This is a genomic window from Paraflavitalea sp. (assembly GCF_059502485.1).
On the sequence record NZ_JCACET010000008.1, the window covers coordinates 866,326 to 888,373 of the forward strand.

Annotated in this window: 19 protein-coding genes; 1 reads left to right on the forward strand and 18 read right to left on the reverse strand. The window is 49.5% G+C overall.

Going from position 1 to position 22,048, the window contains the following annotated elements; translation table 11 throughout:
* Positions 1-5: 5 nt before the first annotated feature.
* Genes AC5JBY_RS06325 through AC5JBY_RS06340 form a run of 4 tightly spaced genes read right to left on the reverse strand, consistent with a single transcriptional unit; the run spans position 6 to position 4,163 of the window.
* Positions 6-734 (reverse strand): nucleotidyltransferase family protein, encoded by a 729-nt coding sequence (locus tag AC5JBY_RS06325; RefSeq protein ID WP_495903721.1) that lies wholly within the window; start codon positions 732-734, stop codon positions 6-8.
* 15 nt (positions 735-749) lie between these two features.
* Entirely contained in the window at positions 750-2,357 is a 1,608-nt protein-coding gene (gene nadB / locus AC5JBY_RS06330) for an L-aspartate oxidase (RefSeq protein ID WP_495903722.1), read from the reverse strand.
* A 32-nt stretch (positions 2,358-2,389) separates the two neighbouring features.
* The gene (locus tag AC5JBY_RS06335; RefSeq protein WP_495903723.1) at positions 2,390-3,178 is read right to left on the reverse strand and encodes a hypothetical protein; all 789 of its coding nucleotides are present in this window, start codon (positions 3,176-3,178) and stop codon (positions 2,390-2,392) included.
* Between the two features lie 31 nt (positions 3,179-3,209).
* On the reverse strand, positions 3,210-4,163 hold the full coding sequence (locus AC5JBY_RS06340; protein ID WP_495903724.1) for an aldose 1-epimerase: 954 nt from the start codon (positions 4,161-4,163) through the stop codon (positions 3,210-3,212).
* Positions 4,164-4,204: 41 nt separating this feature from the next.
* On the opposite strand from AC5JBY_RS06340, the gene galK reads away from it, so the two are divergent.
* Positions 4,205-5,350 carry a galactokinase gene (gene galK, locus AC5JBY_RS06345; protein WP_495903725.1) on the forward strand — a complete coding sequence of 382 codons (1,146 nt, stop codon included), beginning with the start codon at positions 4,205-4,207 and terminating at the stop codon, positions 5,348-5,350.
* A 143-nt stretch (positions 5,351-5,493) separates the two neighbouring features.
* Here the strand turns inward: galK and AC5JBY_RS06350 are convergent, their stop codons facing one another.
* From AC5JBY_RS06350 to AC5JBY_RS06415, 14 genes are all read right to left on the reverse strand, one after another.
* Positions 5,494-6,006: a VOC family protein gene (locus AC5JBY_RS06350; RefSeq protein ID WP_495903726.1), complete on the reverse strand. Its 513-nt coding sequence runs from the start codon at positions 6,004-6,006 to the stop codon at positions 5,494-5,496.
* Positions 6,007-6,017: 11 nt separating this feature from the next.
* Positions 6,018-6,467, reverse strand: coding sequence for a GyrI-like domain-containing protein (locus AC5JBY_RS06355; RefSeq protein ID WP_495903727.1), 450 nt, complete (start codon positions 6,465-6,467; stop codon positions 6,018-6,020).
* Between the two features lie 72 nt (positions 6,468-6,539).
* Positions 6,540-7,487, reverse strand: coding sequence for a helix-turn-helix transcriptional regulator (locus tag AC5JBY_RS06360; protein ID WP_495903728.1), 948 nt, complete (start codon positions 7,485-7,487; stop codon positions 6,540-6,542).
* Positions 7,488-7,598: 111 nt separating this feature from the next.
* Entirely contained in the window at positions 7,599-9,599 is a 2,001-nt protein-coding gene (ispG, locus tag AC5JBY_RS06365; RefSeq protein WP_495903729.1) for a (E)-4-hydroxy-3-methylbut-2-enyl-diphosphate synthase, read from the reverse strand.
* Positions 9,600-9,731: 132 nt separating this feature from the next.
* Positions 9,732-10,382: a tetratricopeptide repeat protein gene (locus tag AC5JBY_RS06370; protein ID WP_495903730.1), complete on the reverse strand. Its 651-nt coding sequence runs from the start codon at positions 10,380-10,382 to the stop codon at positions 9,732-9,734.
* Complete coding sequence (locus AC5JBY_RS06375) at positions 10,379-11,377, reverse strand: vWA domain-containing protein (RefSeq protein WP_495903731.1); 999 nt, start codon at positions 11,375-11,377, stop codon at positions 10,379-10,381. Before AC5JBY_RS06375 ends, AC5JBY_RS06370 begins: the two co-directional genes overlap by 4 nt.
* 92 nt (positions 11,378-11,469) lie before the next feature.
* Positions 11,470-12,291, reverse strand: a complete 822-nt coding sequence (locus tag AC5JBY_RS06380) for a penicillin-binding transpeptidase domain-containing protein (protein ID WP_495903732.1) — start codon at positions 12,289-12,291, stop codon at positions 11,470-11,472.
* Between the two features lie 37 nt (positions 12,292-12,328).
* Complete coding sequence (locus tag AC5JBY_RS06385) at positions 12,329-12,859, reverse strand: hypothetical protein (RefSeq protein ID WP_495903733.1); 531 nt, start codon at positions 12,857-12,859, stop codon at positions 12,329-12,331.
* A gap of 71 nt (positions 12,860-12,930) precedes the next feature.
* Positions 12,931-14,535 (reverse strand): alpha,alpha-trehalase TreF, encoded by a 1,605-nt coding sequence (treF, locus tag AC5JBY_RS06390; protein WP_495903734.1) that lies wholly within the window; start codon positions 14,533-14,535, stop codon positions 12,931-12,933.
* Positions 14,536-14,657: 122 nt separating this feature from the next.
* Positions 14,658-16,889 (reverse strand): TonB-dependent receptor family protein, encoded by a 2,232-nt coding sequence (locus AC5JBY_RS06395; RefSeq protein WP_495903735.1) that lies wholly within the window; start codon positions 16,887-16,889, stop codon positions 14,658-14,660.
* 14 nt (positions 16,890-16,903) lie between these two features.
* Entirely contained in the window at positions 16,904-18,457 is a 1,554-nt protein-coding gene (locus AC5JBY_RS06400) for a vanadium-dependent haloperoxidase (RefSeq protein WP_495903736.1), read from the reverse strand.
* Position 18,458: 1 nt separating this feature from the next.
* A complete protein-coding gene (locus AC5JBY_RS06405; RefSeq protein WP_495903737.1) occupies positions 18,459-19,415 on the reverse strand; it encodes a hypothetical protein in 957 nt (318 codons plus the stop codon).
* Positions 19,416-19,518: 103 nt separating this feature from the next.
* Positions 19,519-20,610, reverse strand: coding sequence for a hypothetical protein (locus tag AC5JBY_RS06410; RefSeq protein ID WP_495903738.1), 1,092 nt, complete (start codon positions 20,608-20,610; stop codon positions 19,519-19,521).
* Positions 20,611-20,637: 27 nt separating this feature from the next.
* The gene (locus AC5JBY_RS06415) at positions 20,638-21,981 is read right to left on the reverse strand and encodes a vanadium-dependent haloperoxidase (RefSeq protein WP_495903739.1); all 1,344 of its coding nucleotides are present in this window, start codon (positions 21,979-21,981) and stop codon (positions 20,638-20,640) included.
* Positions 21,982-22,048: the final 67 nt, after the last annotated feature.

Consider the following 22,048-nt stretch of genomic DNA (forward strand, 5'->3'; position numbering starts at 1 on the left):
TATGCTCACTGTGGGAACATACTTTCTGCTGTTGCTACTGCTTCGGGTTTTCCAACGTCGATGAATTTGGAATAGCTATGGTCGTATCCTTTGATGGTGTGTTGTTTTGCCAGTTGCAGGTAAACGTCTACCATAGAGAATTTTCCCTCTTGTGTGATCAGGGGAAACAAGGCAGGTTCTACAATGTGTACACCACTAAAGGCTTTGGGTATCATGGGCGTTACTGTGCGACTGATCTTTTGCTCGCCGGTTTTAGTATTCTGCCATCCGCAAAGGGTATTGTTCTCGTCGAATAAGAAATAGCGGGAAGTAACGCGGTTGGTGATGGCCAATGTGGCCAGCGGGGCTTCCAGTTGGTGGAAGCGCATCATGGCGCCCAGGTCCAGATCGGTAAGGATGTCTACGTTGATGATGACTATGGGTGAAGGCTGGAAGAGGGGGGCTGCTTTTTTGAGGCCGCCGCCGGTTTCGAGTACGACGTCTGTTTCATCGCTGATCGTGATGTCGCTGCCCCAGCCTTTGTTTTGGTGGAGGGCGTCGGTGATCTGTTCTGCAAAGTGGTGCACATTCACTACCACCTGGTAGATGCCATATTGTTGTAAGTATTCTATGTTTCGTTGTAGAAGGCTTTTGCCATGGATGACGGCCAGTGCTTTGGGATGCTTGTCGGTCCATGGTTTGAACCGCGTGCCCAGTCCTGCCGCGAAGATCATGGCCTGCGTTATCTTGTTCATGTTTGTATAACGTATTTACAGCACAATATTTTGTACCAGCTCGCTCTTTTGGGGGTAATCTGTGTTAAAGTGCAGCCCCCGGCTTTCCTCGCGGAAGTTGGCGCATTTTACAATGAGGTAGCTTGTGGTGATCATATTGCGCAGTTCACAAAGCTGTGGTGATAAGGTGGTGGTTTGGTACAGTGATTCTGTTTCTTCCCACAGGAGATCAAGCCTTTTGAGGGCGCGGGCCAAACGGGTGTTGGTGCGCACGATACCCACGTAGTCGCTCATGATCTGCTGTACTTCTTTGAGGCTTTGGGTGATGAGGATCATTTCTTTGGGCTGGGTGGTGCCGGTGGCATTCCAGTCGGGAATGATTGCTGTGACAAGGGACAGGCTCTTGGTTTGTATTTTCTGCGTGGCATCCATGAAGCTACGATGGGAGAATACCATTGCTTCGAGCAGGGAGTTGCTGGCCAGGCGGTTGGCGCCGTGCAGTCCTGTGCTGGCGCACTCGCCGGCTGCATACAGGTTGTTGATGGAGGTGCGGCCCCACTCATCGGTTTTGATACCGCCGCAGCTGTAGTGAGCAGCAGGTGCTACCGGTATCAGGTGTTTTGTCACATCTATGCCAATGGATTTACATTTTTCATAGATGTTGGGGAAGTGTTCTGTGAACTTTTCGAGTGGAATATGGCGTACGTCGAGGTACACATGTTCGGTACCTGTGATCTTCATCTCGCTGTCGATGGCGCGTGCTACGATGTCGCGGGGGGCCAGGTCTTTCCGGCTGTCGTACCGCTCCATGAAGGCTTCGCCGTTCTTGTTGCGAAGGATGCCTCCGTCGCCGCGCACGGCTTCGGTGATCAGGAACGACTGTCCGCGTACGCCGGGCTCATATAACGCTGTGGGGTGGAACTGGATAAATTCCATGTTCTCGATACGGCCTTTGGCGCGGTATACCATTGCCACTCCGTCGCCGGTAGCAATGTAAGGATTGGTGGTGGAGCGGTAAACCTGTCCATTGCCGCCAGTTGCCAGCAGGGTAATGTTGGCCAGTATCTTTTCGATCTGGTTGGTTTCGCGGTTCAGCACGTACACGCCATAGCATTCAATATCGGGGGTGGATTTGGTAATCAGGTATCCGAGGTGGTGCTGAGTGATGAGGTCTACAACAAAGCAATGTTTTATAATCTCGATGTTCTTGTAGGTGTTGAGTGCGTCTAACAGCGCGCGTTCCATTTCACGGCCGGTAACGTCTTTGTGGTGCAGGATGCGAAACTCGCTGTGACCGCCTTCTTTGCCGAGCTTGTAATCTCCATCGGCTTCTTTGTCGAAACGGGCGCCCCACTCTATGATCTCGCGGATGCGGTCGACACCTTCTTTGACCACAATTTCTACTACTGCTTTGTTGCACAATCCGTCGCCTGCAATGAGGGTGTCTTCAATATGCTTGTCGAAACTGTCTTTTTCAAAGTCTGTAACGCCGGCAATGCCTCCCTGTGCGTATTTGGTATTGGTTTCGTCGGCCTGTGTTTTGGTGACGATCAATACTTTTTTATCCGGAAACTGCTGGGCTGCTTTCAGCGCAAAGGTGAGTCCGGCAATACCAGAGCCTATTACTAAGAAGTCTGTTTGCATATTGTGCGATTAGAATCGCCAAAATTATGCAATTAATATTCCAACGTGTAAGCAAATTTCTCGGGGTTCTCCAGCAGCTCAAGGAGGTTGTACTGCATGGTAACGGTTTTCTTGTCTTCAGAAAGTTTGATAATGGTATTGTCGGCTTTCTTTACCGGGCGTGGCAATTTGATCGTAGTGGTATATTTTATTTCCATGCCTGAGCTGGCCAGTTTTTTTACCTGGTCCATTTCCGGCCGGGCCAGCAGGGCTTTGTATTTTTCAGTGTTGGTCTTTTTGCTGATCAGGCCATTTTTTACGGTAACGTCATAGATGCCGGCAATGTCCTGCATGTCGGGTTCTCTTGCTTCATCGATGATCTTAGTGGTATCGCGTTCGGGTGTTTTATTATCGCCGAAGATGCCTTTGAATGCATCGGTAAGTCCTGCTCCACTGTTGCCTTTCCCTTCCATCAGCTTCTGCAGGTTGCTGTACCCGGTATAGGGGATGTTCATGTCCATCTTGAACAGTCTGTCCTTAATGTTCATTTGCATCTTCAATGTTCCTTTTTCCAGTAAGGCTTTTTGTTCTTGTGAGTCTTTGCCCGGGTCGATCATATCAACCATCCGTATGGTAGTGTCGATGGCTCTGTCGAGTCCTTCTTTGCTCAGCTCTTCTTCTCCCGCAAACGATTGCATCATTTCGAGGAGTTGACCCATGTCCATTTTAGTAACAAAGGCGCCGGTGCCGTCTTCGTTGATCGTGATCTCTTCATTTACTTCGTAGCAACTGGCCAGAAATCCTAAAAACACAAGGACAAGGGCAAATCTCAGGGTCTTCATACTCGGTATTTGAGGGGGCAAAATAGTCGTTTTATTCCACACTCAACTGGTACCATACGTTAAAACTCGTCGTTTGTCGCGGCTCCAGCAGCGTGAGTCCCATACCGTTGTTGAAGCAGTCGGGTGCGCCGCTCAGGTTCTCGATGGCAATGCTTTTACGGTCATCGGGGGTGTAGACCTGGAGGTAAGGGTATTGTGCATTGGTGTAGATGGTGAGTGTGAGTCCATTTTGCGGATTGTGTAGCTGGCAGCAGGGTGAACCTTCCTGTATCTCGAGTGCAAAGCAGTTATCGAGTGTGTGTCCTTTCAGGCTGGCGGGCTCCATGAATGTGTCGTTGTGGAGGAGCTGGCCTGTGGGGATCAGCTGTTCGCTGAATTCCAGCATGGTGCGGGAAGTAAATTGTAGTTCGCAGTCATCGATGGTGTCGCCCAGTGTGAAGTAGGGATGCCAACCATCAGCAATGGGTATGGTGTGGTCGTCGAGGTTCAGCAGGATGGTCTCTACCTGCAATACGGCGTTGGGGTGCAGGGTATAGCGTACTTCGCAATTGTAGTCGAAGGGATAGCCCGGATCGTCGCGGTTGTAATGGTAGCGCAAGGTGACCGAGGCCAGTTTGTCGTCGGCAAAGCGACTTAACAGTCTGAAGGGTTTATCGGCCAGTAATCCATGTATAGCAGTGCCATCCATGAATTTGTGGTTGAAGGTATACTCCTGTTCTTCAAACTCGTACTTGCCTCCGGCGATACGGCATACGAAGGGTGACAGTCTGGCGCTTTTGTAGGATTTGGTAATGAACTGGTCTGCCTCTTCTTTGCTGGCGTAGTTGTCGATGATGTTGAAATTTTTTCCCGCCAGGGGAATTTCGAAGGCATGTAATAATGCTCCATAATCGGGTAAAATGGCTACCATTGCTCCTGTTGCATTATCTTGCAGCCGCAATAACGATAAGCCGTTAATCTGGTACCTGTCAATTGCAAAACTCATACTGTTGTTTATAGGGGATTAAAATTAATTTTTTTGAAGTTATGATCGCAGAACAATTACGCCGGCAGTTCCGGGAAATGTACAATAGTGACCCCGTGATCATTGCCGCTCCTGGTCGTGTGAACCTGATCGGTGAACATACGGATTATAATGAAGGTTTCGTGTTGCCTGGTGCTGTTGATAAGAAGATGTATGTGGCCATGGCTGAAAATAATACGGATACGATCAACGTATATGCCAACCAGTTCAAGGAAACTTATTCTTTTGGTCTCACCGGTATTCAGCCGGTGGATGGTTGGATGAACTACTTGTTGGGTGTAACGTATCATGTTCAGGACCGTGGTAAAACGATCCGTGGCGTGAATGTGATCATCGATGGTGATGTGCCGGTAGGTGCTGGTATGAGTTCTTCTGCTGCACTTACTTCTGCTTATGGTTTTGCGCTTAATGAAATTTTCAAGCTTGGCTTCAGCCGGATGGACCTGGCGTTCATTGGCCAGAAGACGGAGCATACTTTTGTTGGGGTGATGTGCGGTATCATGGACCAGTTTGCCAGCTTGCATGGTAAGGATGGTCATGTGATGAAGCTGGACTGCCGCAGCCTGGAGTATGAGTATATTCCTTTCGATTTTCCTGATTACAATATTGTGTTGGTGAATAGTATGGTGAGTCATTCGCTGGCAGGGTCTGAGTACAATGTGCGCAGGCAGCAATGTGAAGAAGGTGTAGCTATCCTTAAAAAGCATTATCCCGATATCAAGTCACTGCGTGATGTGGGCCTGGATGTATTAAACCTGCATCAACAGGAGTTACCTGCTATTGTATATGATCGTTGCTGGTATGTGGTGAGTGAGAAGGAGCGTCTTACCAAGGGTTGTGTTGCTCTGCAACAAGGTGACCTCGCTACTTTTGGTATGATGATGAATGCTACGCATCAGGGCCTGAGCAAGCAATATAGTGTGAGCTGTACGGAGCTGGATTTTCTGGCTGAGCGTGCCGGCTTTATCGAGGGTGTGGTTGGTTCGCGCATGATGGGTGGTGGCTTTGGTGGCTGTACCATCAATATCGTGAAGAAGGAGGCTGTAGAGAATTTCACGAATAAGATCCAGGCGTCTTTTAACCAGTTGTTCAAAGTAGTGCCGCATGTGTATGTGACGCAGATCGAGGATGGTGCGAAAGCGATTTAGGGGAAGAATACAGCATTCAGAATCCAGTATTCAGCATGAAGTCAACTTAGATTTTAATTCTTTTTTGAAGTATATAAGAGAAAGGGAGCGGTTACGCTCCCTTTTTTCATGGCTATAGTTTTACTGCTTTGTAGCAGTCTATGTTATTGTGGTGCTGAATATTTCACGATATCGATCCCGATTCCATTGGGATCGTAGAAGGCAAAGTGGCGATCGCCCCAGGGTTCATCGCGGATGGGCACGGCAATGGTTACGCCCAGGTCTTTGATGCGCTTGTACTCGGCATCAGCATCGTCTACTTCAATGGTGAGAAACATCCCTTTTCCATTAAAGGCTGTTTGGAATATTGGCTGTTGGGACGGATGGTCCGGCAACAGGAATGCAAAGGAGGTTTGTTGGTCGGGGGTGTGCATCAACAGGTAGAATTCGTTTTCGAAGGTGACGCCGAAGTTGAGTACGCGTTGATAGAATTCTTTGCTTTCGGCCAGTTTGGTAGTGATCACTCCTGCATTCAGTTTCATACGATGTTTTTTAATAGTGTCGGTTTTTGATGTGGTGGCGGGCGGTTGTGTTTTTGTTTCGTCTTGTTTGCATTGTGTGCCGAAGAGTACGATCACCAATGCTATGCCTGTCCACTTATAGAATTGTTTTTTCATGGCTATTTAATTTAGATCACGCCCATTTGTACCTGGGTCACATTGTATTCAGGTTCTTCAAAGTCGATATTGAGGTATACTTCCCGGCATTCCTCGTTCATGGGTATTTTGTTCTTGTCGATGTGTTGCATGATGTCCTGGTAAGTCCTCGACAGGGTGTTCCAGGCCCCTTCGTGGGTGGTGGTGAGGGCTTTGAAGGCTGGTAGCTCTTTCACGGCAAAGCGGGTGGATTCTACATGGCCCTGGATAGGTATGGCAATGTCGAGGGTGAAAACCGTATCCGGTTTGCCATCGGCGCCGTGGTAGATCCATATTGGAGCGCCACTGATGAGGGCATTGTTCTGCACCGCTTCCGCATACAGGTCTTTCACTACAACTCCCACAAACTGATTGAGTTGTGGTATGGTGGTCTGGTGCCTGCTGTACAGTACGGTGACCGGGGGATGTGTTTTAACGTGCATATCGGTATCGTTTTGTTTACACAAAGCAACTACCGGGTAGTGACAGCCCTATGTCAGCAGGGAGACAGAAAATTATTGGTAGTGGTCTTTTATTTCGGCAGCGAATTGCTGCATCTGGGTTTTGAGGGAGTCGGGGGATTCGACGTGAACGCCGTTGGTATAGGTCAGGAGCCAGCGGCCCAGGCCGCTCAGGGAGCCGGTCACGAAATACATGCGTACCTGCTCGCCAGCTTCTTCTTCCCGTACGAAGCCGTACCAGTATTTCTGGTTTTCGAGGTACCTGACCACGTCTTTATCGAAGCGGAGCACTGCTTCCTGCAGGTCGTGGCCTTTGGTCATGGTGTCGATATAATCTTTGAGGGAAGGGTGGACTGAAATGTCGAATTGTTCGTCTTTTACCTGCAGGCGTTTGATACGGTTGACCCTGAAGTCGCGGTAGCCATTGCGAAGGCGGCACCAGCCGATAAGGTGCCAGTTGCCGCTGTAGTGACAAAGGCCAATGGGCTCGATGATGCGTTCGCTTACCTGTTCATTGTAGCTGGAATAGTACAGCATGAAGATGGCGCGCTTGTCGGCAATGGCTTTTTGCAGGGCTGTCAGGTGTTGACTGGGGGCATCTTCTTCCGGCACACGGGAACGTAATATTTCGATATGATCGGCCAGTATGTCCATCTGCTCTTTGTCGGTGCTACGGAGTACTGCCTTGATCTTGAAGAGGGCTGTTTCAAAGTGTTTTTTAACGGAGTCGTCTGTCATGTGGGCGGCCAGCTTGCCACCGAGTAGCAGGGCGGCGGCTTCTTCCTGGGTAAACATGACCGGCGGAAGTCGATATCCTTCCATAATGGTATAGCCGTTGCCGGCTTCACCGATCACCGGTACGCCACTTTCGTCGAGGGCTTTTACATCGCGGTATACGGTACGCAGGCTGATGTTGAAACGGTCGGCAATTTCCTGTGCTGTCACCAGCTTTTTACTTTGCAGGTGCGTAAGGATTGCGTGCAATCGGTCTATGCGGTTCAAAGCGAATTCGTTTTAGTTTTGGTTTACTGCAAGCTATTAGCTTTTAGGCATTGGCTGTTAGCGAATACAGGGGCTAATAGCTAACTGCTAAAGGCTAACGGCTGATCGCTTCTACGGTTCTACCCAGGCTTCGTTGTCTTTCAGCAGGTTGATCAGTTCTTCTACAGCAATATTACTGTCTACATTCCGCTTCACCACTTCTTTTCCTTTGTACAGGGTGATCTTTCCGGGACCGCTGCCTACATAACCGAAGTCGGCATCGGCCATTTCGCCGGGACCGTTTACAATGCATCCCATGATGGCGATCTTGACACCTTTGAGGTGATTGGTAACGGAGCGAATCTTAGCAGTGGTTTCCTGCAGGTCGAACAAGGTACGACCGCAGGAGGGGCAGGAAATGTATTCTGTTTTTGAGATGCGGGTACGGGTGGCCTGTAGTATAGAGAAGGCCGTATTGTTGGTAAACTGGTAAATGTCTTTGAGTGGCAAATACGTGCGACCAGTAACCTGTATGTTTTCCATTTGGGCCTTGCTGCCGTAGCCGAGGCAGATGCCATCTCCGAATCCTTCGAGTAATAAAGCGCCGGTTTCGGTAGCAAAATGGATCAGGTGTTCATCGGGTGTTTGCCAGTTGCTATCGGTGATCAATACAACCGGGTTTTTGATCTTTCTGCTTTGGATCTCTACCATCATGCGGCGAACGGATTGCATCGCGTTTTGGTTGGTGCTGCTGAGGCAGAGTACTACTGTAGGATCGTTGGCCAGTGTATCGAGGTGGGTATAGTTGTTGATCGGGGTTTCGTCGTTGAAGCAATCTATCATTACAAAGTTCAGGTGATTGCTTTTGGCTGCAGCTTCTACATATCCGCTATCGCCAAAGATGGGGAAGTACTTGGTTTTATCTTCGGCTTCTTCCCAGGCAGCGGGATAGGTGATCACTTTGAGGGTGCCGGGCAAGGCGAAAGGAACGATCTTGTTGCCGGTGAAAATATAGTCAGCTGCTGCATCGCTAATGTTCCATTTGTCGGATGGCTCATCGTAGGCATAGCCGATGCTTTGCAGACTTTCGGGCGTAATGTTGTCCAGTTTGCTCAGATCGGCGATGACAACCGGTACCTGCTTTCCGCCCACATTGTCTACTGTAAAGGTTTCTCTTCTTTGGTATTCGAATGGGCTGTAAGTGATCTTCTCCATAGCAGGCACTTTAGATGTTGTGCTGCTTGTGTATCCAAGGCTGTATCTCTTCACGAGGTCCTGGCATACCGGTATTTCAAACTCAGGGTCTTCGGTGAGTGATACACGAATGGTATCTCCAATGCCGTCTTCCAGCAGGGTGCCGATGCCGATGGCTGATTTGATACGACCATCTTCTCCGTCGCCGGCTTCTGTGACGCCGAGGTGCAAGGGATAGCATTCACTAAATTCGGTGGTCATGCTTTGTACCAGCAGGCGATAGGCTTGTACCATTACCTGCGGGTTGCTGGATTTCATGCTGAGGATGATCTGGTGGTAGCTCTCATCGCGTGCGATGCGCAGGAATTCCATGGCGCTTTCTACCATGCCGATGGCTGTATCGCCATAGCGGCTCATGATGCGATCGCTCAGCGAGCCGTGGTTAGTGCCGATGCGCATGGCCGTGCCGTATTCCTTACAGATCTTTACGAGAGGTGTGAATCTTTCACGGATGCGTTCTATTTCTTCTGCATACTCTGCGTCGGTATAATCGATCTGTTCAAACTTCTTCTTGTCTACATAGTTGCCGGGATTGACACGTACTTTTTCCACGATGCGGGCTGCAATTTCAGCCGCATTGGGGGTAAAGTGAATGTCGGCAACCAGTGGTGTATCGTATCCTCTTTTGCGTAGTTCGTTCTTTATGACGAGGAGGTTCTCTGCTTCTTTTTTGCTGGGGGCTGTGATGCGTACCAGTTCTGCACCGGCCTCGATACAACGGATGGATTGTTCCACGGTAGCGAGTGTGTCCATAGTGTCGGTGGTCGTCATCGTCTGCGTCCGGATAGGGTGGAAATTGCCCAGGAGCAGGTTTCCAATCTTTACTTCACGGGTCGGGAGGCGCTTATATTCGGTCAGTGATTCGCAGTAAAGCTGCATGTTCTTGTTTGATTGAGGGGCAAAGGTAAGGAGGAAAAAGAGCTATTAGCTATTAGGGTTTAGCTTTTAGCGAAAGCCTACTATACGCTTGAAAGTCAACTAATAGCTAACGGCTAAAAGCTAATACCTGATTTACCAATCTTTTTCCTGCTGGCCGGCGGCGGGAGTGCGGCTTTGCTGCATCTTGCGCTGTACTTCCTGCTCTTTTTGTTCCAGTGATTTGAGGAATTGCTCTATTTTTTTCTTGTCGAGGTTATTCCTGGGCTGTGGTTTGGGCGGCTGTTTTTGCTGCTGCTTTTTCTGATCCTGCTTTTGCTGTTGTTCCTGTTTTTTCTTGTCTTCGGCCTCGTTTTGCTTTTTCAGCTCTGCCAGTGCCTTTTCCAGATTGTAGCGGGTATCCTGGTCCTGGGGATTCAGGCGCAGTGATCTTTTATAGGTGTCGATGCTTTCCTGGAGTTTCTTTTGTTTGGAAAGGGACACGCCTTTATTGTAGAGCGACTTTTGTTTGATCTCATTGGTTTTGGATGCAGTGGCTGCTTCGTCATAGTTTTTTTCGGATGCAGCAAAGTCTTCTTTCCGGAATTTTGCATTGCCCAGGTTGAAACGGCCAACGGGATTGTTGGGGTTCTGGGTGATGGCTTTTTCGTATTCAGGTTGGGCCTGGTCGTACTTGCCTTCTTTGTACAATTTATTGCCACTACGGATGGCTTTGTTTTCCGTTTGTGCCTGTGCTGCAATCACAAGGGTGCTTAAACATGCTGCTATGATAAATTGCCTGATCATTTGGTTTTCCAGTTGCGTTCAGGAAAAAAGAATTCCAAGACTAATAGGAAGATGGCCAGACCCAGGAACCAAGGGAAATAATTCTTAAAGTTCTTGAAGGCGCTGTCTTCCATAGACGTTTGTTCGATGGTGCCGAGTTGCTTTTTCATGGCAGTAACAGCAGCTTCCGTATCAGCCAGCCTCACGTATACGCCTTTGGTAGCTGCGGCCAGTTGTTGTAATTCCTGTTCGTTCAGCTTTGAAATTACTGTATTACCGGCCTGATCTTTTTTATAGTCATTGGTCACCGGGTCCATGATCGGTGCGCCATCTGGTGAACCAACTCCCACCGCGTTGATCATGACACCATCCTGGGCCAGTTGTTGTGCCAGTTGCACCGCATTGGGGTCATGGTCTTCGCCATCGGTAATGAGTATGATAGACTTGAACTTTCTTTCTTTGCTGTTAAAGGCGGTGTTGCTCATGCGCAGTGCGTCGGTGATCACTGTGCCTTGTGCTGGCACCACATCCGGACCGGCTTGTTGTACAAACATGCGGGCGGCACTGTGGTCGGTAGTCAGTGGCATTTGCATGTAGGCCCTGCCTGCAAATAATACGAGGGCAATGCGGTCGTCGGGCAACTGGTCCATCAATTTGTACACCATCTGGCGGGCTCTTTCGAGGCGGTTGGGCTTGATGTCATCTGCCAGCATGCTTTTGCTCACGTCCATGGCAATTACCACGTCCACTCCTTTGCGTTGTACCTGCTCCATTTCGCCAGGCTTTTGCAGGTTGGCGGCGGCCACGATGATGGCTGCCAGGCCTACAGCCAGGAGTAAGAATTTGAGCTGGAAATGGAAGGGTGAATAGTTGCTGATCAGCTGGCTTACCAGCTTTTCATCGCCGATCTTTTTGACGGTCTTCTTTTTCCAGCGGAGCGTCCACCAAAAGAGGAAAATGACCAGCGGAATGGCCGCCAGCCCAATGAGGTATTCTATGTATTGGAACCGTATCACTAAATGGTATGATTATCAAATGATTTCAGGGTAAAACTACCTGATAACAAGTAATTTACGGTATAACATAGCAAAATAAAAGCCAAACCTGCTTATCTCTTTCCTTCCATGAACCCATACTGCTTCAATATATCTTTCAATATTGCAATACGTGCGGGTTTCATGTCGAAATTGTGATCGGCTGATTCCAGTTGTAATACAAAGAAGTAGGGGTGGTTATTTTCTTCAATCCAGCCAACGATCCAACCTAATGCGTTGCCCTTATCTGTGAAGCCCCAGCCTGTTTTGTAGTACAGAGCATATTTGTCATTCTTTTCCCACTGCATCATATCGCGAACGATACGCTGAGAGCGTTTCTGAAATGGGAGCTGATCGAAATAGAGTTTCTTCACGATACCCAGCTCTTCATCGGCTGTTACTTTGGCTGAGTTGTCGAGCCAGAAGGTATCGATGTTGTTGCCGATGGTAAACTTGCCATAGCGTTGTGCATATCCCAGAGTGTCGAGCCATTTCTGCATGGCGGGCTTGCCAATGCGGCGGGCCATTTGCTGATACCATGGCGGGCAGCTGAGGCGGAAGGCTTCCTGCATGCTCATGCTCCTATTGCACTCGGTACGGCCGCGGTTTACGCTGTCCCAGGTGATGACTGTGCTGCTATCGAGTACTGCACCTGTTTCCAATCCGATGAGGGAGTTGACGATCTTGAAGGTAGAGGCAGGTGTGTAAGCGCTATCTGTAAAGCGGGACAGGTTGTAGACACTAAAGTGGCCCTGACCGTTATCGAACAGTCCGAATGTGCCATCTACTTTATGCTGGTCGAAATACTTCTTCAGGTCATTGTCTACAGTTACATTATTGGGCGAACAGGCAACAAAGAGGAGGGGCAACAGGGCTCCGGCTATCCAACGGGTCATGGTAAAAATTTGTGCGAAGGTATTTCAATTGTTCCTATTATTTTTTGCTGAGCACTCCCTTCTGGTACGAGCGGATATGATAGCTGTCTACTTTGGGCGAATCTTCCGTGCCCAGGCCCGTGGTGGCGAGGGGCCTGGCAGGATGGGAAAAGAACTCCAGGTGGAGTTGCCCTTTTTCGAGCCAGTAGCTGTTGATGATGGTGGTGCCGCCTACAGTGAAGGCACCTGCGAATTTTCCTCCTTTCCAATATTGGTCGAGTAGAATGCCATTTACTTCATCGATGATCCAATGTCCTTTGGCGCTATCAACTGCTTTGAGCAGGTAGGGCCGATTGTCTTCGGTGGCTTTGCCATAGATGATGTGCCAAGTGTATTGGCCTGCGCTGTCTTTGGAAGGCTGAATGTGCAGCTCCATGTTGATGAGCTTGGGCTCGGCGGCGCCTTCTGTGTACCAGTTGAGGGTGCCTTGCCAATGGCCGATAAAGCTGGCGGGAAATTTAGGGATGTCCTGTGCTATCGTTGCTGTGCCGGTGAGCAAAATGCCAATGATCACCAAGAGTTGCTTCATGTTGCCGTTTTAAATGGCAACATACTGTTTAAAAAGGGGCAAGGCAAGCTGTTTCGGTTGAACGGTGACAATTACTGTTTCGGCATACCATATTTGCCAATGAGTTTGAGTAGTACGCCATTGGTCCAGCCGAAGCCGTCCTGACCCGCGTATTCACCGCCACCGGCTTCCAGTTTGGTATCTGCCACATTGTATTTTTCCATCAGTTTGCCCGTGCGCTGAAACACTTCTATGTTGAGTTTCATCCAGCGATCGGCAATATCGCGCGCCAGTTCACGCTGTCCACAGCGGTCGAGGCCCCAGATCACCATCCAGTTCAGTGGCGCCCATCCATTGGGTGCATCCCATTGTTCGCCGGTAGCGTTGGCCGTGGTTTGTATGCCACCATCTTTCAGGAGCTTTTCACGGACCACTTCTCCTACCCTGCGTGCCAGCAGGCTCATATAATCTGGTTTGCCCAGGAAGAAACAGAAGGGGTACATGCCTGCCGGTGATACAATGTCTGACTGCTTGCGGGTGCGGTAGTTGTAATCTGTATAGAAGTTGAGGGTCTTGCTCCAGCAATATTTGTCGATGGCCAACACGCGCTTCTCTGCTTTCTTGCGAAACAGGGCGGCTATGCTGTCCTGGTGTTTTACCATATTGCCTTTCACGATGACCATTTCCAGTTTGTATAGCAGGGCATTCAGGTCAACAGGTATGTAGTGGGTGGTTTGAATGGAAGTCAGCTTTTTGCCATCGGCAAACCAGCGGCTGCTGAAATCGATACCGCTCTCTGCGCCTGCGCGCAGGTGCACGTACATCTCTGCTTTATTGCGTTTTGACTTTTCAGCTGTTTCTATGTCTTCGCGGTAGCTTTCCTGGCGGGGTGCTGCATTGTCGTCCCAGTAGCGGTTCATGATAGTGCCATCGCGCAGCTTTACCACGCGTTTAGCGAATTGGCCCGGCGCCAGTTTATCAGCACCATCCATCCAGTAGCGATGTTCTTTTTCCAATGCGGGCAGGAAGTTGGCATAAATAGAATCTCCTTTTATTTCGGCCAATAGTTCTACCATCAATGCAAAGAAGGGTGGTTGTGAGCGGCTGAGGTAATAGGTCCTGTTGCCATTGGGAATGTGGCCATAGGTGTCGATAAGGTAAGCGAAGTTTTTGACCATGTTTTCGATCATGGCTGTTTCGCCACTTTCTTTCAGTCCCAGCATGGTGAAATAAGAATCCCAATAGTATATTTCGCGGAAGCGACCGCCTGGTACTATGTAGGGATAAGGCAATGGCAATAAAGAGGTGCCTTCTTTAATGGTGCTGCCTGTTGCGGATGAGCCGGGCGTGATATCCGGTTCACGGCGTAATACGCCCCACAGGTTTTTGATGTGGGCTACTACATCTTTCTCGCGGGTTATATAGTTGATCTGTGGTGTATGGGGCAGGTCGAAGTTCTCTTCTACAAATTTCTTCAGGTCGAATTGTGGTCCTTTGCGCAGGCCATAATCGTACATGATGTCTTTAGGAGCGCGTTTGGGAATGCAATCCACGAAGGTTTTTCCATCCGGGAATATTTTGCTCATCTGTACCTGGTGAAACAACTCGCCATAGATCTTATCGGGAGTTGCGGGCAATTGGGCTGTTGCCGTAAGTACATACGCTATCAACGAAAAAAGCCATATCGTTTTTTTCATACGCCGACCGGTTTGGACACTTCTAAATTAAGCATTATATCTGCCACATAAAAATGCACCCCCGTGGAAACGGGGGTGGTGCCATTTATAACTAACTAATAGACTAAAAAGATAACTATCTTTTAAAGCGTGGCGCCGATGGAGAAGATCACCGACCTGCCATCGGAAGGGTATAATCCTCCGGGGCCGGGGAAGAATGGCGGACGCTCCGTGAAATATTGTTTGTTGAACAGGTTGTTCAGTGCCAGTTTTACATTGTAGTGTTTTGCAAAGCGATACGTAAAGTTCCAATCTACCAACTGGTAACCGGGCACCAACCCGATCGTGCCACTTGCATTGGGTGTCACCGTGTTCAGTGCATCGGCGTATGATTTGCCCGTAATGCTGTACTGAATCGTAGAGGACAATCCTTTATAAGCCATCTGCACGCCGTTGCGGCTGATCCACCGTGGGGTGGTTTCAATCCAGTTGCCTTTTACGTCGATATTGGTACCATTCACTCCTATGCGGCCTTTTGAATAAGTGGCATGGATATAGGCGGTAGACGTAAATACGGAGAGCAGGAAGGGCGACCGGTAATTCGTGAGCCATTGTAGTGGCTGGAACTCCAGGTATACTTCTGCGCCTTGTGTACGTGCATCACCAACATTTGTTCTGTACAGGTATGTCTGGTTGTTCTCCACCCGTGCAATGCTGCCGGTGCGGTTGCGGTAGACCATGTTGAAGACCGTAACATCGAAGTGCAGGTATTGATTGATCCTGCCACGGATGCCCAGTTCTGCATTGCTGCCTTTAGCATCTTCTATATTGTGGTCGATCTTATTGAGGTTGGTGGTAGGAATAATGTCTGCAAAGATCACCGGGCGGTATGCCTGTGCCCAGTTGGCAAACAGGGAAATGTTTTCCTGCAGGTTGTATTGCAGTCCCGCACCCAGTAAGGCAAAGCGGTGTGGTATGTTGAGTGGTATTTCTCCTGCTGTGTAGTTCTTGATGGTACCGCTCATTTTCGTTTCGCCATTCTCGTAGCGTATACCGGCGGTGAGCAATAGTTTAGAAGAAAGCTGCGACAGGTTTTCTGCAAATACAGATACGTTCTGCGTTTTGAGGTGCAGGTTGCGGCCCCATTCCGGATCGGTGAGCGTGAGGTCATAACCGGAACCTGTTGTGCCTTTGCCTAATTGCATGCGGTGGAGATCGTTGTTGATGTACCGCACGCCAGCTACGAGGGTGCTGGGCTTGCCCAGGAGGCTATAATGATGGCGCAGCCTGAGCTCATTGGAATAGCTGTGGTATTTGTCAATGTCTACCTGGCGTGGGTTGTAAGATCCCAGCGTGGTATTGAAAGTGTCTTTTACTGTGCTCAGTGCAATGAACTGTACGCTATTGCGGGAGCCGAGGATGGCGGAGCTGGCAAAATTGAGTGTCGTGTTTTTGCCAATCACATAATCCAATTGAATAGAGGGCACATGAATCGTAGGGCTGTAGAAATTACGTTTGCGGGTCGATTGCCGCGAGTTTTCATAAAACTGTGCATCTGTGAGGCCGCCATTCACGTGGTTGCGGTAGTCCATGTAATTGTATTCTGCACGCAGCTTTAATCGTTTGCTGAGTTGATAAGAAAGATGGGCGTGGGTAGCGAAATAACGATACTCGCTGTTCTCCCGGTATCCATCTGACTTGCGGTAGTTCATGTAGGCGTAATACTGCAACTTGCCGGTTTTGCCGCCTACTGCATTGTAGGTGCTGAGGAGTCCATAAGAGCCGGCAGCATTTTGTGTTTCAAAGGACATCTTTTTGCTGCTGTCTGCTTCTTTGGTGATGTAGTTGATCATGCCGCCAAACTGGGCGCCGTATTGCAGGGCGCCGCTGCCACGTACAATCTCGATGCGTTCGATAGATTCCGTGGGGGCATTGAAGTGGCTGGCAGGATAGCCATACAGATCAGAGTTGGTCATGATATCATTGTGCCGCACATTCATTTCCCAGGAGCGGTGTGCTGTGAGGCCACGGGTAGCGATATTGACCTGGTTGCCGGTGCCGTCGTTTTCATACACAAATACGCCGGGCACTTTGGCAAATATCTGCCGTGGATTGTTGTCAGTGCGATTGGCATCCAGCTTATCCAATTGCACTACTTCTGTTTTCTTGGCTGCATACATGTAGGTGCCCTTGATAGAAGACATGGATTGCATCACCACCTGCTTCAGGTTGGCGATGATGGTAATGCTGTCCAGCGTTTTTGCTTTCAGTGAATCTGGTTGTGTTTGCTGGGCGGATAAGGTAAGACCAAGTAAGCATCCTGCTGTTGCCAGCAGGTGCTTAATGGTGCTATGGTTAATGGAACGTTTCAACATGAGTTTTTAAAGGTTTAATTGCCTGCGCCGTCTGTTTTGGCGCGTTCTACTGCGTAGTTGCCTACATTCTTTCCTACCTGTAATCCTACTTCACAATCAGCGCGGAAGTGTATGCCGCCATACATGCGGGAGAGCGATGCTTCGCTCGCCATGGCATTATACGCTGTAGCTTTCTCCGGAATGATGTGGGACAAAACGGTTGCGGCAGCTCCGCTGAACGTGGAGTGGCCGGATATGTAGGCCGGGAAGTTGGGAATGCCAGTAAGTGTTTTAATACGTGGGTCCATTTGCGTGGGACGTGGATTGAAATAGAAGTACTTGGTATCCCAGCATACGATAGCGGCGTCCATCAGTGCCATATTCAGTAGGGCCATGTTACGCGCCCAGCGTATCTCGCTATAGTTTTTGGTGATGAAATCTTCTGCAGCGATGGCATCCCAGTGGCCCGGTGGTGTGTAAGTGCCTACACCATCGGCCCAGAAATGCACGATGCGCAAACGTTCACGCGTGGGGTTGTTTACATATTCGTAGATCTCATCGGTTTCCTGTTTCATCTTGGGGCTGCTGGTTAGCGGTGGAGGTCCCGGACGCAGTGCAATACAGGTGAGTGAATCAAACAGAAAGGCTCTTACTTTTCCAAAGATGGGGAGCATTGGCGGGCGTTTGGGCGATTCGAGGCTGTACCAGGGATCTTCGCCCCGGGCTTTGCAATCCGTTTCCAACTGCGCCCACTGTGCAGGAGTACCTACTGCAGCACCAGCCCTGTCACCTCTGGCGCGGGTCACAAACTTTTGTGCTACCGCTTTGCCCAGCGCTTCGCCGGCTTCTATATCACTGCGTACGTTGGCGCCTGCAATGATGCGGGCACGCTTGTGCTCTTCTACTTTTTGCTGTATAAAATCCTGGTCGCCGGGAAACAGCAGCTTCATCATTTCTGCCGCTGCGCCTGCTACTACCGCATCTTCTGATGGATAGGATGGCAGATCGGTTTGAGGAACCAATACCTGCAGCGTTGCATCAGCTTTATAAGGTGCTGCGCGGTTGTAGAGTTTTTTATAATGCCAGGCTGCTACAAGTGCATCATATTGTGCAGCGCTTACATAAGCATAGGCGCGCGATGCATATGGTGGATTGGCAAATGGGAATTGTGGATAGGCCAATGGATTATTGGCATTCGGTATTGGATAAGTGTTATCCGGATTCTGATAAGGTGGGAGGTTGTGCTTGGCCACCAGTTCGCGGAGTATCTCATTCCAGCGAAGGATAGCGCCGGCGCTCCAGTATTTCACGATGGCTTTTTCAGCAGCAGTAAGATCGGCCTGCCAGGTCTTGATCTCATTGATCTGTGCAATATAGTCGGGTGTGTTGGTAGCTGCTGGGGCTGGCACCGCAAATTCGGTAGGAGATGTCAGTAACACTGGTTTCCAGGTGCCGCCGTCGATATCAGTTTTGGCAGGTTGTAATGGTGCCAGGTCATCTGTTCGGCCTTTTACATCCTTGGAACAAGCGAGGGGCAGGGTGATGCCTGCAGCTACTACAACAGCGGAGATGATCAATAGCTTTTTCATGTCAGTTTGTTTTTGGGGATGATGGTTGAGCAGATGATTTTTTACCCTTGAAATTGACAATGTAGAAGATGCCACCATATACGGTAGTGGCTTGTCCCATGTTTCTGCCGGCGATGGCATAGTTGCCGCCGCCAATGAGTGACAGACCGGGTACCGCTTTATTCATTTCGTATTTGAAGTTGGCGCCCAGGCGTGTGACGTTCATTTCATTGCTCGGGAAAGGCATGTTGTTGCGTGTGATATCAAAGCCGCCCAGCGTGGTCCAGTTGTCCAGCACTGCTTCGGCGATGATGCCTCCATACCGGTAGCCGGCCCGCACATTGAATGATGCGGCATCGGGCATATCTACTTTATTGGTGATGTGCATTTCGGTGGTGTAGTAGGAAGTGCGGTCGATGGTGATGTTGCTGCGCTGTACCCAGGTGCCGGAGCCGGTTACAAATACGCGACCCAGTTGATAATCGGCCATGGCACGCAAGGAAATGTTGCGGCTGCGCAGGCCAATAGACAAGGGCAGGAAATCAGCGGCATAATTGGTTAAAGGAAATGAATAACCGCCAATAGCGTAGGCGGAGAAATCGCCCTTGCCTACTTTCGCTTCGATGGGCATCCACTTTACAAAGAGGCTCAGGTCCTGCACGCCTTTCATTCCATGCAGGGTGCCAGCGGATGCTTTCGTAGATACATAAGGGACGCTAAATAGGACGTTCAGTTTGTCGGAGATACCATAGTTGCCCATCACACCGATCATCTGGGTAGATACGCGGCCGAGGTTTTCATTGTCGCGTTTCAGTTTTCCTTCCCAGTAGTTGGTCCAGCTGCTGTTGCTGTACATTACACCGGAGCAGAAATTATTTTTAGTCATCATGATGCCGTCAATGTCTGTCTGTGCACTGGCCGGAGCATGTAGCAGTGCGAGGCAGCTTGCGGCGATAAGGAGACGTTGGCAGTAGTTCATATAATGGTTTAAGCAGTTAGTAAGGTTAATGTACCCTTCGACAGTTTTTTTGAACCGGACGAGCCGCCCTTTAAGGGCGACCCACCCTAAAGGAGGTTCCATTCTATAATCTGAAAGCAAGGCCAATGTTGATCGAGTAATCTGCAAAGGCTGCATCGCCCTGTGCATATATTCCGGTGATGCGGGTCCTTTCTTTATCGGCATAGCTTTGGGTGCGATCTCTTCTGAGAGCAACCGGAACGGTTGCAAAAGCGGTTATGTCTTTTAAGCGGTAAGTGATGCCGGGTTCGAGGGAGACTACATAGCCCGGTCTTCTGAAACCACTGCTGCCGCCAATGAGGTCTTCTGCGGGAACGCATTCCATGCGCGCGCCTGCGGAAATAGAAAGCCGGTCGAAGGAAATATTGACACCTGCGCGTATCATGTATTGATCGGGAACGCTCATTACGCTGCTGCCGTAGGTAATGGCGGTTGCAGCAACAGGGCTGCCGCGGCCAGTGGATACGCCGTTCTGTTCTCTTGGGTTGAAGAGATAGTAGAAGCTACCGTATACACCGATGTGCTTTGAGAAATTATAATAAGCATTTATCTCTGTGGTGAAGCCCGTGCCTCCATCGCCCAGTTGGATGGATTGATCTACAGGACCCAGTATTTTGGTTGAATCGTTTTTGATGAAGAAGTCTTCATATTCATAATCGCCGGTAGGCAGTTTAATGCCCAACCCTATCTGGATATTCCCTTTTGATGATTTCAAAGGATCGAAAAGCCAGTAATAACCTGTGAACCGGATATCGCCTATGCCGAAAGAGCTTGTTTTGTGGCGTGCGTTTTTGACATTATTGCCTCCGTGTTCGTAGAGCGAGGAGCGAACGTTGGAGATGATTGGCAGGTTCATGGCCAGCGACCATTGGCTGTTGAAATGGCGCACCAGTGAAAGATCAAGGTTGTGCGACCAGTTAATCACTTCGGTATTTTTCTCCAGTCGTTCTTTTTGTTCTTCTCTTCCTACAAAATGGCGGAATGATCTGAAATAGCGGTAAGAGGTGTTTAGCTGCCATCCATGTTGGGCTTCGGCGGTGGCATCTGGTTTAGCGCAGATGGCTCCGGTGCTACGGATGGCCACGCAGCCTTGCGCGTGCGTGCGAAGTATGGCTGCAAATAGCAGGATGATCGATATGGCAAGTGTTTTTCTCATATAGGCAGTGTTGGTTTAATTGTTTGGTTACTGAGCAGCCAATTTTGTTTTGGTTTTGGTCGTTTGCAGTTTGGTCATGACGTGATTGCCGAGGCGGATGCCCTGGTCCCTGGCAACGACTATAGATTGTCTGTAATGGATGCCTCCATAAAACCGGCTGATGCCGGCTTCGTCGGCAGCTTGTCGTACGGATTGAAAGTTGCGGTCGGGCCAGCCCCAAGCGCGTTCTGTAGAATCGCGGAAAGCAACTTCTGTTCCGTACATATGTTCCAGTACAGTGGCAACAGCACTGGATATTTCGGAGTGACCGCTGGTATATTCAGGAAAGGGTGGTGTTTGCAGGAATGGTTTCCAGTTGGGATCGATGTATTGGTTGATGACTGATTCGGGCCGTATCAGGTTCCAGGTGTATTTGGCATCCCAGCAGGAAATGAATGCATCCATCAATGCGAAGGATACATTGGCGTAGGTATGAATGGTTTTAGAGAAATCAACTTTTTTGTCTTTGCAGATGATGCCTACAATGCCCATCCAGTGGCCACCGGGCGTCATGGCCTTGGTGGCAAACATGGCATGGCCAACGACATTTACTTTGAACCCATTGCAATCCCAGAAGCTGGCAATGGCTTTTTGTTCATCGGTGAGGTTGTTTACGGTGTCGCATACCTGTTTTGCCCAACCGTAAAATGCGCTGGTGCTATCCTTACTGAATGATGCTGGCGGTGGTGGGGCAAACTGGCTGGCGCTGTCCATCGCAATCGTGCGGATGGTACGCCAATGTGGCTCCACGGCTTGTATATAAGCAGGTGGTGTAGGAATCCATTTCCCTTCTTCTTCTGGTACGGTGTATTTGGCGGCTGAACGGGTTTGTGCGTAATTGTCTTTCTTGCTCCAGGCCAATACGGCTTTGGCAACGCTGAGGCCATAGGCTTTGGAATGTGCTTCCATGGAATCGGGCATGCCATGATCGGCTGCCAGCAGTTGAAGGGAGTTGACAATGCTGTCCATCGTGGCATTGGAAAAGGTGAGTGTTTTACCTACTTCCATAAAAGCGATCATGGATGCATAAGGATAGTCGATCTGTGCACCGGCTGCGGGTACAGGGACTTCGTCAAAGCCTTTCAGCTGACCAGCCAGTGATATATAATTGCTATCACCTTTCGCCATTACTTCGTAAGCGGCCAGGTGTGAGTAAGCATATACCCGGCTGGCTACAGGCGGCGTAAAGATGTTGAAGGTCATTACTTCTGTCAGCTGCCCGGTGAGGTGGCTGTACAGACCCGGATCGTGAATAACCTTTTCATAATCATTGGCACGGTTGCAGGATGTGGCTATAGCCAACACTATAATAGCATGGACGATCTTGCGCATGAATAGAAACGGATGTTGGTGAATGGCCGGGGAGTACACGTGAGAAGTGAAATGTCAGACGTGAAAC

Excerpts from the sequence above, each read along its gene's own strand:
- AC5JBY_RS06325 (WP_495903721.1), bottom strand. The coding sequence starts at position 734 with ATGAACAAGATAACGCAGGCCATGATCTTCGCGGCAGGACTGGGCACG.
- nadB (WP_495903722.1), bottom strand. The coding sequence starts at position 2,357 with ATGCAAACAGACTTCTTAGTAATAGGCTCTGGTATTGCCGGACTCACC.
- AC5JBY_RS06335 (WP_495903723.1), bottom strand. The coding sequence starts at position 3,178 with ATGAAGACCCTGAGATTTGCCCTTGTCCTTGTGTTTTTAGGATTTCTG.
- AC5JBY_RS06340 (WP_495903724.1), bottom strand. The coding sequence starts at position 4,163 with ATGAGTTTTGCAATTGACAGGTACCAGATTAACGGCTTATCGTTATTG.
- galK (WP_495903725.1), top strand. The coding sequence starts at position 4,205 with ATGATCGCAGAACAATTACGCCGGCAGTTCCGGGAAATGTACAATAGT.
- AC5JBY_RS06350 (WP_495903726.1), bottom strand. The coding sequence starts at position 6,006 with ATGAAAAAACAATTCTATAAGTGGACAGGCATAGCATTGGTGATCGTA.
- AC5JBY_RS06355 (WP_495903727.1), bottom strand. The coding sequence starts at position 6,467 with ATGCACGTTAAAACACATCCCCCGGTCACCGTACTGTACAGCAGGCAC.
- ispG (WP_495903729.1), bottom strand. The coding sequence starts at position 9,599 with ATGCAGCTTTACTGCGAATCACTGACCGAATATAAGCGCCTCCCGACC.
- AC5JBY_RS06370 (WP_495903730.1), bottom strand. The coding sequence starts at position 10,382 with ATGATCAGGCAATTTATCATAGCAGCATGTTTAAGCACCCTTGTGATT.
- AC5JBY_RS06380 (WP_495903732.1), bottom strand. The coding sequence starts at position 12,291 with ATGACCCGTTGGATAGCCGGAGCCCTGTTGCCCCTCCTCTTTGTTGCC.
- AC5JBY_RS06385 (WP_495903733.1), bottom strand. The coding sequence starts at position 12,859 with ATGAAGCAACTCTTGGTGATCATTGGCATTTTGCTCACCGGCACAGCA.
- treF (WP_495903734.1), bottom strand. The coding sequence starts at position 14,535 with ATGAAAAAAACGATATGGCTTTTTTCGTTGATAGCGTATGTACTTACG.
- AC5JBY_RS06395 (WP_495903735.1), bottom strand. The coding sequence starts at position 16,889 with ATGTTGAAACGTTCCATTAACCATAGCACCATTAAGCACCTGCTGGCA.
- AC5JBY_RS06400 (WP_495903736.1), bottom strand. The coding sequence starts at position 18,457 with ATGAAAAAGCTATTGATCATCTCCGCTGTTGTAGTAGCTGCAGGCATC.
- AC5JBY_RS06405 (WP_495903737.1), bottom strand. The coding sequence starts at position 19,415 with ATGAACTACTGCCAACGTCTCCTTATCGCCGCAAGCTGCCTCGCACTG.
- AC5JBY_RS06410 (WP_495903738.1), bottom strand. The coding sequence starts at position 20,610 with ATGAGAAAAACACTTGCCATATCGATCATCCTGCTATTTGCAGCCATA.
- AC5JBY_RS06415 (WP_495903739.1), bottom strand. The coding sequence starts at position 21,981 with ATGCGCAAGATCGTCCATGCTATTATAGTGTTGGCTATAGCCACATCC.